The sequence below is a fragment of the Leptolyngbya sp. BL0902 genome, assembly GCF_016403105.1.
Classification (GTDB): domain Bacteria; phylum Cyanobacteriota; class Cyanobacteriia; order Phormidesmidales; family Phormidesmidaceae; genus Nodosilinea.
Genome location: NZ_CP046155.1, coordinates 1,773,610 through 1,784,886, shown reverse-complemented (window position 1 = coordinate 1,784,886; position 11,277 = coordinate 1,773,610). Strand labels below are relative to the sequence as shown.

The window sequence follows — 11,277 nt, the reverse complement described above, 5'->3', positions numbered from 1 at the left end:
GGGTGGAGACAAGTTCAGGATCCGTCAGGGGGGTGGGTGAGGGCTTGTTTGAGGGCCGTGAGGTGGTGCTGCATTTGGGCGGCAAGCTGGGGAGAGGCAAGCTGGGCGGCGGCGGGGCACAGGAGTAACTCCAGGGCTTCGGCGGCCTGGGCCGCTTGGCCATAGCCAAACATTCCTAATCCCCCAGCTAGGCGGTGGGCTTCGGCAAAGGCGTGCTGGCGCTTCTCGGCGGTGAGGGTGTGGGTGGCGGCGGCAGCGGCGGTTTGTTCGAGCAGGGCAAGGCGCTGGTCTAGGGCAATGTGAAAGCGCTGGGTGGCTCCTTCTAGGGCGGTGGCTAAGCGTGGAGGTAGGGCGGTCTCCAGGCTTGGCCCTAGGGCCAGATCATCCCCGGCTTCCCTATCCGTGGTGGCGCTTGGTTTGACGTCCGGCTTAATGTCCAGCTCAACATCCGGCTTGACCACGGGCGGGGCCTCTTGGCTGGGGGCAGCCGCTGGCGTAAAGGGTGGGGCCTCGATGACCGCTGGAGCCCGGAGCCGATAGCCTAGGCCGTAGACGGTTTCGATGGGATGGTCGCGCAGGCCCGCCCGCCTCAACCGCTGGCGCACATCCTTCACCAGGTTGGTAATCGATCCTTCGGTGGGGGCATCGGCCATGGGCCAGAGGTGATCGATAATCAGGCTGCGGGTGAGGAGGCGCTGGGGATTGCGTAAAAACAGTTCCAGCAGCTCGTATTCCTTAGGACGGCAGGAAATGGGCTGGCCTTGGTAGGTGACTTGGGCCTGGGCCGGATCGAGGGTGAGATCCCCCCAGCGCAGCACCGGATCGGCCACCGTGGCATTGCGTCGGAGCAAGGCCCGCACCCGAGCCAACAACTGGGATGGCTCGGAGGACTTGGCCAGGTAGTCATCGGCTCCGGCATCCAGCCCTGCCACAATGTCGGCGTTGGCATCCCGCACGGTCAACATGAGAATGGGCGTCTGGCTTCCCCTCTGGCGCAGTCGCTGGCAGACCTCCAGGCCGCTGAGGGAGGGCAATTGCCAATCTACGATCAGCAGGTCGTAGGGCCACTGCATCGCCATCTCCAGCCCCGTGGTGCCGTCCTCAACGCTGTCCACCGCATAGCGATGACCCGACAAAATGGCGGTTAGGTGCTCACGGGTGGGGGCATCGTCCTCCATCAGCAAAATTTTCATCGGTACAGCCACCTAGGTCAGCGCATCATCAGCCTTGCTGCCTACCAAGATACGCTAGTCTTTGACCCGTCCTAGACGAGCCTGAGATCATTCTTAGGATTTGGTCTGGGGGGGCTGAGGTGAGGGTTGCAAGGCCCTGGAAGATCGAGGGAAATCAGTGTTGGCTCAGGCGGCGCAGGAAGGCCTTGAGGCGATCACTGCTGGGGTTGGCGAAGACCTCGCTAGGCACGCCTTCCTCTTCAATCAGTCCGGCATTGAAAAACAGCACCCGGTTCGAGACCTCGCGGGCAAACTGCATTTCGTGGGTGACAACCACCATAGTCATGCCCTCCTCCGCCAGTTGCCGCATCACGCCCAGCACCTCCCCCACCAGTTCGGGGTCGAGGGCGCTGGTGGGCTCATCAAACAAAATCGCCTCCGGCTTCATGCACAGGCTGCGGGCGATGGCCACCCGCTGCTTTTGGCCCCCAGAAAGCTGTTCAGGGTAGGCGTGGGCGCGTTCCCCTAGGCCCACCTTGGTCAGGTAGTGGAGGGCTAAATCCTGGGCTTCGGCCTTGGAGACCTTGAGCGCCTTTTGGGGGGCCAGCATCAGGTTGTCCAGCACCGTCAGGTGGGGGAACAGGTTGAAATGCTGAAACACCATACTCACCTGGCTGCGGAGATGGTACAGCGCCTGCCAAGACAGCTTGGGGGAGGACATATCTTGCCCCATCACCTCCAGTCGCCCCTGGTTGATGGATTCCAGCCGATTGAGGCAGCGCAGAAAGGTGCTTTTGCCACAGCCCGAAGGGCCGATGATGGAGACCACATCCCCCTTCTCAAAGGCGGTGGAGATGCCTTTCAGCACTTCGATGGGGCCAAAGCTTTTGTGCAGATTTTCGCAGGTGATGACGGAACTGGGGGAGGAAAGGGCGGTCATAGGCGGGCCAAAACGCTAGGGCTATTATCGGGCAGCGGATATAAGCTTGAGAATTCTTAAAGAAATCCACGGATTTTGAGGAGAAATCTGTAGCGAAGTCAACATTTTCGCCATTCCACCCCTCTATATGGTTCATTAGCGGTCTAGTGGGGTCATCCCATCTGGCCTAGGTCTATACCGTTTGGGAGGGAGTAACGCTGTGGTGGATTCTGTTCTGTCTCGTTTGGCGCTGCGTCGTCACTGGGTTAGGCGCATCTTGGCCCTGGGGTTGGGGGTGTTGCTGGTGCTGGGGTTGGGGTATGGGCCTAGGGTTTCCCAGGGAGCCGCCCAAAGCTCACCCCCAGTTTGGAAAATTGGCACCGAGCCCGCCTTCCCGCCCTTTGAAATGAAGGATGAAGCCACGGGCAACCTGATCGGCTTTGACATTGACCTGATGAACGCCATCGGTGAGGCGGCGGGGCGCGAGGTGGAATTCATCGCCCTCCCCTTTGATGGCCTAATTCCGGCCCTGCAAGCCCGCACCATCAACGGGGCCATCAGCGGCATGACCATCACCGCCGAACGGGCTCAAACCATCGACTTTTCCAGACCCTACTTCAAGGCGGGCTTGGCCATTGCGGTACGAGAGAGCGATACCGAGATCGACTCCTTCGAGAGCTTGGCCAACAAGCGCATTGCCGTGCAAATTGGCACCACCGGAGCCGAACAGGCCAAACTGGTCGATGGAGCCGCCATCAGCACCTTCGACAGCGCCCCCCTGGCCCTGCAAGAGCTACTGAATGGCCGGGTGGATGCGGTGGTGAATGATCTGCCCGTCACCCTGTTTGCCATCAACGAAGCCAACCTCCAGGGCATCAAAATCGTCGGTGAACTGCTGACCGAGGAATACTACGGCATCGCCCTGCCCAAGGGTTCCGAAGACCTAGCCCTGATGAACACGGCCCTGGGCGACCTGATCCAAAACGGCACCTACAACCAAATCTATCGCCAGTGGTTCACCGCCGACGCGCCCGAACTGCCCGTGGTAGCCCCCGCCCTCAGCAGCGGCACCGCCAGCGGCCTCAACTGGCCCCAACTGTGGCGTAACCTGCTGCGCGGAGCCTGGGTAACGATTTTGCTGACGGTGTTCTCCTTCATTTTTGGCCTGATCGGCGGCACCCTACTGGCCTTTGCCCTGATTTCCCCCTTTCCCTTCCTGCGGTTGATCGGCCGGGTCTATGTGGACTTTTTCCGGGGCACGCCGATGCTGGTTCAGTTGTTCATGATCTACTTTGGCCTGCCCGCCCTGTTCCAAAGTTTGGGCCTAGAGTTCAGCTTTGGCCGTTTCTTTGCCGCCATTCTGGCCCTCAGCCTGAATGTGGCCGCTTACCTGGCGGAAATTCTGCGCGGCGGCATCCAATCCATCGACCGGGGCCAGTGGGAAGCCGGAGAATCCCTCGCCCTCAACCCCATCGAAACCATGCGCTACATTATCTTTCCCCAGGCGTTTCGGCGGATTTTGCCCCCCCTCGGCAACGAGTTCATCACCCTGATTAAAGACACCAGCTTGGCGGCGGTGATCGGCTTTGAGGAACTGTTCCGCCAAGGGCAACTCACGGTGGCCACCACCTACCGCGCCTTCGAGATCTACCTGGCCGTGGCCCTAGTCTACCTGGTGATGACCTCCCTGGCTTCTCTGCTGTTCAAGCGCCTAGAGGTGGTGATGAATCCGCTCAATCGGCCCATCCAGCCTCAGCCTCAGCCGTTGACCCCTACCCAGGCCAGCCCCTAGGGATATTCTCCCGTTTGATTCGGGGTTCCGGCTGATTTGTGCCCCGTTGGATTCGGTGTCCCGGCCTTGATCAACCGCCTTAACCCAAGGCGGACGGCGCGGCTGGGGCATGGTTTGATCGCCCGTTGGTACGGAATCGACCAGCCCCATGGAGCCTTGGCGAACCGTCGCCTCCAATGGTCAACAACCGCGTTGCTCTACTATCCTGGAGGCTGGGATTTTTCTAACTCAGCCTATGTCTGCACCGCTCCTGCGTCCTCGTTCCTTCCGTCATCCAACCGTCCGCCCGATGCTATGGGGGCAAGCCCTCCTGCAACTCCTCACTACCCGCCTCTGGCCGGGATGCCGCTGGCTGGGAATGCTAGGGGGACGGGGGCTGGCCTTAGTTCTGGCGGTGATGCTAGGGCTGGGCGGCATGGCTCCGGCTTGGGCGGAGGGGCTCCGGCCTGGGCAGACCTCCATTCAGCCCTACCTTGATCGCTTTACCGAAGCCGTTACCCAGTTCACCCTGGCCAATGGCATGACCTTCATTGTGCTAGAGCGGCCCCAGGCTCCGGTGGTGTCGTTTATGATCCACGCCGATGTGGGCGCGGTGGATGAGGAGGACGGCAAAACCGGAGTGGCCCACTATCTGGAGCACCTCGCCTTTAAGGGCACCAGCCGCATCGGCACCCTTGACCATGCCTCAGAAGTCCAGGTGCTAGCGGCGATGGATCGGGTGTTTGCTGAAAAGCTCCAGGCCGAAGCAGCGGGGAATGCCAACCGATCTGCGGAATTGAAGGCCGAGCTAGAAGCCCTTCGCCAACAGGCCTCTAGCTATGTGGTGCAAAACCAGTACGGCCAAATTATCGAGCAGGCCGGGGGCGTGGGGCTGAACGCCACCACCGGGGCCGATGCCACCCGCTATTTCTACAGCCTGCCTGCCAACAAGCTGGAACTGTGGTTTTCCCTAGAATCGGAGCGATTCTTGGATCCCGTATTCCGGGAATTTTTTGAGGAAAAAGACGTCATCCTAGAGGAGCGGCAGATGCGGGTAGACAACTCCCCCGTCGGCACCCTAGTCGAGAATTTTCTGGAAAATGCCTTTGAGCAGCACCCCTATCGACGGCCCATCATTGGCTATGAGGCCGACCTCTATGCCGCCACCCGCCAGGATATCCAGGATTTCTACGACACCTACTATGGCCCCGGCAACCTGACGGCGGTCGTTGTGGGCGATGTCAACGCTGCCGAGGTGAAACGCCTTGCCGAGGTCTACTTTGGCCGCTATCCCGCCCGTCCCACGCCGCCCCAGCCCCTGGTGAATGAGCCGCCCCAAACTGCGCCGCGCAACCTCACCCTAGAACTGCCCTCAGAGCCTTGGTACATCGAGGGCTACCCTCGCCCCAGCCTCCGCCATCCCGACCATGTGATCTACGACATGATTGACGGTCTGCTCACCAGTGGCCGCACCAGCCGCCTCTACCGGGCCTTGGTGGTGGATAATCCGGTGGCGCTGGATGTTGGCACCCTCAATGGCTTCCCCGGCAACAAGTACGACAACCTGTTTGGCGTCTATGGCCTCACTGCCCCCGGCCACAGCCCCGACGACATCGCCATTTTGCTCCACGCCGAGCTAGAACGCCTGCAACGGGAACCCGTCTCCCAGGCTGAGCTAGATCGAGTCAAAACCCAGTCTCGCGCCGGACTGCTGCGGAGCCTCAACTCCAATAGTGGCCTCGCTTCCCTGCTGGCGGAGTACCAGGCCAAAACCGGAGACTGGCGCAACATCTTCCGCGACCTCGACGCCATTGAGCAAGTGACCACGGCGGATGTGCAGCGGGTGGCCCAGAGCCTCTTCCAGGCCCAGCAGCGCACCGCCGTCAGGCTGCTGACCGCCCCCACTCAGTAGGCGAGTCCCCTGCCCTGGGCCAGGGGCTTTGAGGCGACCTGTTGCCCAAAGATCCTTAAATTCCGTTTTCCCCTGCCCACAGGGGGCCTGATCTTCGGCTTCCCGTTGACCACCCAGGGAGGCTCATGACCATCCCCCAGCCCGCTGCGGACGCCCCTAGAGCCTCTGCCTACCCTTGATTACCCCGCCATCTTGACCTAAGCCATGACTCATAACCGACCGACTGCCCCTGTCCCCCGTCCGCGCCGCCTTCCCCGCCGCTGGATGACGATGCTGCTGCTGGCCCTGCTGGGAACGGGGTTGGGCCTGTTGCTGGGGTGGCCCGCCCCCGCCAATGCCCTCACCCCTCGACACTTTGATGAACTTTCCTTCCCAGCGTTGCCGGAGGTGCAGGTGCCTGCCTACGAGCGCTACCAGTTGCCCAATGGCCTGGTGGTGTACCTGATGGAAGACCACGAGCTGCCCCTGGTGAGCGGATCGGCCACCTTCCGCACCGGGTCTCGGTTTGAGCCAGCAACCCAGGTGGGCTTGGCCAGCATCACCGGGGAGGCCATGCGGCTGGGGGGCACCATCAACCTCAGCGCCGACGCCCTGAACGAAGCCCTAGAGGATCGGGCAGCCTCCATCGAAACGGGCTTTGACCTTGCGGCGGGGAGTGCCAGCTTTAGCGCCCTAGCGGAAGACACCCCAGACATCCTGACCCTGTTTGCCGATGTGATCCAGCGGCCCGCCTTTGCCCAGGACAAAATTGACTTCCTCAAGCGCCAAGCCAGCGGCAGCATTGCCCGCCGCAACGACAGCCCCGACAGCATCACTTCCCGCGAGTTTCGTAAGCGCGTCTACGGCCCCGACAGCCCCTACGCCCGCACCGTGGAATATGCCACCCTAGCGGCCATTGGTCGGCAGGATATTCTGGATTTCTACCAAGCGTCCGTGCGGCCAGAGCGCACCATCCTCGGCATTGTGGGAGACTTTGACAGCGCCACCATGAAGCAACTGATTGAGCAGCGCTTTGGCTCCTGGCGCGGCACCGGAACGGCCCTCACCGTAACGCCCTTGCCGGAGGTATCCCAGGCCGAGGCCGGAGTCTTTGTGGTGGATCAACCCCAGATGACCCAAAGCTCGGTGCAGATTGGCCACTTGGGCGGCCAGCTCAACTATCCCGACCACGCCGCCCTGTCGGTGATGAATGAGGTGCTGAATGGGTTTTCGGGGCGGTTGTTCAACGAAGTCCGCTCCCGTCAGGGCCTCGCCTACTCGGTCTATGCCTTCTGGGCACCCCGGCTAGACTACCCCGGCTTGTTCGTGGGCGGTGGCGAAACCCGCACCGAAACCACGGTGCCCTTTGTGCAGTCCGTCAAGGCCGAAATTAATCGCATCCGCCAAGAGCCCATCACCGCCGCTGAGTTGGCCCAGGCCCAGGATGCGGTGCTGAACAGCTTTGTGTTTAACTTCCAAACCCCCAGCCAAGCCCTCAACCGTCTGATCCGCGATGAATACTACGGCTATCCCGCTGACTTTATCTTCCAGTTCCAGTCCCAGGTGAGAACCACCACCGCCCAGGATGTCCTGACGGCGGCCCAGGCTCGTTTGGATCCCGACCAGTTGGTGATCCTGGTGGTGGGGAATCAATCCGGCATCACCCCCGCCCTCGCCACCCTGGCCCCCAATGGCCAAGTCACCGCCATCGACATCACCATTCCCGCCCCATCACAGAGCTAAGCCCGATGGCCGATAGGGCGCTTCCCCAGAGGGCGCTCCCAAATCTGTGGCCGGATGTGCGGATCGTCGCCCCGGCCATGGTCAGCGAATGATTAGATTTTGGGAGGCTAAGTCGTAGCGAATCCGACTTTCTGGGATTAGAATAGTTAGAATCGATACATTTGTTTAGAGACCCTAAGCTAGGGTGACAACAGCGACGAACTTGCGTAGTTGTCGTTTTATATCACCTAGCTGTATCGACGTTTTGCCTGTTGCCGTAGCTGTTACGGTTTCTCTACCTCTACCTTGTGGGAGTTACCATGAGCCACTCGTCTAGCCCCGACCGCCCCTCGCACGACCGCATTTTGATCTTTGATACCACCCTGCGGGATGGCGAACAGTCCCCTGGGGCGACGCTAAACGTGGAGGAGAAGCTGATCATTGCGCGGCAACTGGCGCGGCTGGGGGTAGACATCATTGAAGCCGGGTTCCCCTTTGCCAGCCCTGGAGACTTTGAGGCCGTCCAAAAGATTGCCCGCGAAGTGGGTACCGCCGATGGCCCGGTGATCTGCGGCCTTGCCCGTGCGACGAAGGCCGACATTGAGCGAGCCGGAGAAGCCGTCAAGCCCGCCGCCAAGGGCCGGATTCACACCTTCATCGCCACTTCAGACATTCACATGCAGTACAAGCTGCGGAAGAGCCGGGACGAGGTGCTGGCCATTGCGCCGGAGATGGTGGCCTACGCCAAAACCTTCACCGACGATGTGGAATTTTCCCCCGAAGATGCCGGACGCTCTGACCCCGAATTTCTCTACCAAATGCTGGAGGCGGTGATTGCTGCTGGGGCGACTACGGTCAATATCCCCGACACCGTGGGCTACCTCACCCCCACCGAGTTTGGCAACCTGATTCGCGGCATCAAAGAAAACGTGCCCAACATCGACCAGGCGGTGATTTCCGTCCATGGTCACAACGACCTGGGCTTGGCGGTGGCCAACTTCCTGGAGGCCGTCAAAAACGGGGCGCGGCAGTTGGAATGCACCATCAACGGCATTGGCGAACGGGCCGGAAACGCCGCCCTGGAAGAGTTGGTGATGGCCATGCATGTGCGCCGTTCCTATTACAATCCCTTCCTCGGTCGTCCGGCGGATTCGGAAGAACCCCTCACCAACATCGACACCCGCCAGATCTACAAAACCTCGCGCCTAGTGTCGAACCTGACTGGGATGTTTGTGCAGCCCAACAAGGCGATTGTGGGGGCCAACGCCTTCGCCCACGAATCTGGCATTCACCAGGATGGTGTGCTGAAGAACAAGCTCACCTACGAGATCATGGACGCCACCTCCATCGGTCTGACGGACAACCAGATCGTGCTGGGCAAGCATTCGGGCCGCAACGCCTTCCGCACCCGCCTGCAAGAACTGGGCTATGAGCTGGATGATCAGTCTATCAACCGGGCCTTTTTGCGGTTCAAGGAACTGGCCGATAAGAAAAAAGAGATCACTGACTGGGATCTTCAGTCCATCGTCAACGACGAAACCCAGCAGGCTCCCGAACATTTCCACCTCGGCCTGGTGCAGGTGTCTTGCGGCGACAGCGCCAAACCCACCGCCACCGTCACCATCCGCACCCCCGACGGCCAAGAACTGATGGATGCTGCCATTGGCACTGGCCCCGTGGATGCGGTCTACAAGGCGATTAACCGGGTGGTGAATATCGAGAATCAGTTGATCGAATTCTCGGTGCAGTCCGTCACGGCGGGCATTGATGCCCTGGGCGAAGTCACCATCCGCATTCGCCACGGGGAGCGGGTGTTCTCTGGCCATGCCGCCAACACCGACATCGTCGTAGCCTCGGCCCACGCCTACCTGCACGCCCTCAATCGGCTCTATTCGGCCCTGCAAGAAGGGCAGGCACTCCATCCCCAGCGAGATGCTGCCCCCGTCACCGTCGCCTAGCGCCCGTCGTTCCCTGGCCAAGGCCATCCGTCCCCTAGTGGAGCACTGCCGCTACCGTTTCCCATGCCCGTAGACACCTGGTTTCCCCTGGCGATTTACTACGAGGATCTGCCTGATGCGTCCCAGCATCGGCAAGCCTTGATCGAGGCCGTCCTAGCCCTAGAAAAGGCGGGCTATGAGCCGCGCAACTTCCCGGAGATGGCCTGGACGGGCGATCTGCACGGGGTGGCGCAAATCCACCTCGATCCGCGCTTTGCCTGGGTTGTGGCCCAGGTGGAAACCCACACCCGGCAATACCTAGAGGCCCTAGGGCTGGATTTGGATCAGGTGGATTTGTACATCCAGCGGGCTTGGCCCGTGGTGTCGCGCCATCAGCAGGAGGTGGGTTCCCACTGCCACAACACCGCCCACATTAGCGCCGTGTACTACGTAGCGGTGCCAGAATCGGGCAGCGATGAGGCGGGTTGTTTGGCCTTTTTTGATGATGTTCGCCAAAACGAAGTGAGCCCCGGCCTGGGCAGCGAAAACACCGACATCATCGCCCAGTGGAACTACCTCAACCAAGACCAGGCCCTTTACCTGCCGACGGAGGGGCGTTTGATCGTGTTTCCCTCCAAACAGCGCCACGGCGTCACCCTAAACCACACCGAAGGGCTACGGATTTCCCTGTCCTTTGATATCGTGCTCACCGCCGCCCCCGGCCAATCGGCGGGTTCCTACGAATTTTTGACCCCGCCCCCCAGCCAGTGGAAACGGTTTGGGGAGAGCTAGGCGGCATTCCAGTCGGGAAGCTTCCCCAGGATTTCCTAACAATTCACGGTCTAGAATACAAATTCGGGGGAACCGCCTCCCCTGGATCTGCTAATGTCGTATTTTCATGTCTTAGAGCAGTGATACGCCCCATGCCATCGTTACGCGGACGCGATCTTCTCAGCCTTAGCGACCTCAGTGCCGACGAACTTGCCGGACTCCTGGAATTTGCCGCCGACCTGAAGGCGGGCCGGAGCAATCCGTTGTTTCCCAACAAGGTGCTGGGGCTGCTGTTTCGCAAAGCCTCGACCCGCACCCGCGTGAGTTTTTCCGTGGCCATGTACCAACTGGGGGGGCAGGTGTTGGATCTCCATGCTGGCGTCACCCAGGTAGGGCGCGGCGAACCCACCAGCGACACCGCCCGCGTGTTAGATCGCTATCTGGATGTGGTGGCCATTCGCACCTTTGACCAGGCCGAAATCCAGGAATTTGCCGACTACGCCAGCATTCCCGTCATCAACGCCCTCACCGACCTAGAGCATCCCTGCCAAATTCTGGCCGACCTGCTCACCATTCAAGAGGAATTTGGCGACCTCAAGGGGCTGACCCTCACCTACTTGGGCGACGGCAACAACGTGGCCCACTCTCTGCTGCTGGGCTGCGCCATGGTCGGCATGAACGTCCACATCGCCTCCCCCGAAGGCTACACCCCCGATCCGGCCATTGTGGCCCAGGCCCAAGCCCTTGCAACCCACGATGCCCAGGTGATGATTACCCAAGATCCAGAGGCAGCGGTGCGGGGGGCGCAGGTGCTCTATACCGACGTGTGGGCCAGCATGGGTCAGGAAGATTTGGCGGATCAACGCTTGCCCATCTTCCAGCCCTACCAGGTCAACGACGCCCTCCTCAGCCAAGCCAGCCCCGACGCCATCGTGCTCCACTGCCTGCCCGCCCACCGGGGCGAAGAAATCACCCACGAGGTGATCGAAGGCACCGCCTCGCGGGTGTGGGATCAGGCGGAAAACCGGATGCACGCCCAGAAGGCCCTTCTTGCCAGCGTCCTCGGCTAGTTCCCAGGACGCTTCTCCCTGGAT

General features: G+C 61.0%; 8 protein-coding genes. 6 read left to right on the top strand and 2 right to left on the bottom strand.

Translation table 11 applies throughout. From position 1 onward, the window contains the following. Positions 1-14: 14 nt before the first annotated feature. Together GFS31_RS07980 and GFS31_RS07975 are read right to left on the bottom strand one after the other, a co-directional pair. On the bottom strand, positions 15-1,193 hold the full coding sequence (locus GFS31_RS07980; protein WP_198807654.1) for a response regulator transcription factor: 1,179 nt from the start codon (positions 1,191-1,193) through the stop codon (positions 15-17). A 154-nt stretch (positions 1,194-1,347) separates the two neighbouring features. Continuing rightward, positions 1,348-2,112 (bottom strand): amino acid ABC transporter ATP-binding protein, encoded by a 765-nt coding sequence (locus GFS31_RS07975; protein WP_198807653.1) that lies wholly within the window; start codon positions 2,110-2,112, stop codon positions 1,348-1,350. A 199-nt stretch (positions 2,113-2,311) separates the two neighbouring features. On the opposite strand from GFS31_RS07975, the gene GFS31_RS07970 reads away from it, so the two are divergent. The 6 genes from GFS31_RS07970 to argF all read left to right on the top strand — a co-directional run bounded on the left by GFS31_RS07970 (position 2,312) and on the right by argF (position 11,253). Beyond that, positions 2,312-3,883 (top strand): ABC transporter permease subunit, encoded by a 1,572-nt coding sequence (locus tag GFS31_RS07970; RefSeq protein ID WP_225907618.1) that lies wholly within the window; start codon positions 2,312-2,314, stop codon positions 3,881-3,883. 235 nt (positions 3,884-4,118) lie between these two features. Then, the gene (locus tag GFS31_RS07965; RefSeq protein ID WP_263974921.1) at positions 4,119-5,774 is read left to right on the top strand and encodes a M16 family metallopeptidase; all 1,656 of its coding nucleotides are present in this window, start codon (positions 4,119-4,121) and stop codon (positions 5,772-5,774) included. Between the two features lie 204 nt (positions 5,775-5,978). Further along, complete coding sequence (locus GFS31_RS07960) at positions 5,979-7,496, top strand: M16 family metallopeptidase (protein WP_263974920.1); 1,518 nt, start codon at positions 5,979-5,981, stop codon at positions 7,494-7,496. A 299-nt stretch (positions 7,497-7,795) separates the two neighbouring features. Then, on the top strand, positions 7,796-9,433 hold the full coding sequence (locus GFS31_RS07955) for a 2-isopropylmalate synthase (RefSeq protein WP_198807652.1): 1,638 nt from the start codon (positions 7,796-7,798) through the stop codon (positions 9,431-9,433). A gap of 63 nt (positions 9,434-9,496) precedes the next feature. Beyond that, positions 9,497-10,204 (top strand): TIGR02466 family protein, encoded by a 708-nt coding sequence (locus GFS31_RS07950; protein ID WP_198807651.1) that lies wholly within the window; start codon positions 9,497-9,499, stop codon positions 10,202-10,204. Between the two features lie 131 nt (positions 10,205-10,335). Then, on the top strand, positions 10,336-11,253 hold the full coding sequence (gene argF, locus GFS31_RS07945) for an ornithine carbamoyltransferase (RefSeq protein ID WP_198807650.1): 918 nt from the start codon (positions 10,336-10,338) through the stop codon (positions 11,251-11,253). Positions 11,254-11,277 lie beyond the last annotated feature (24 nt).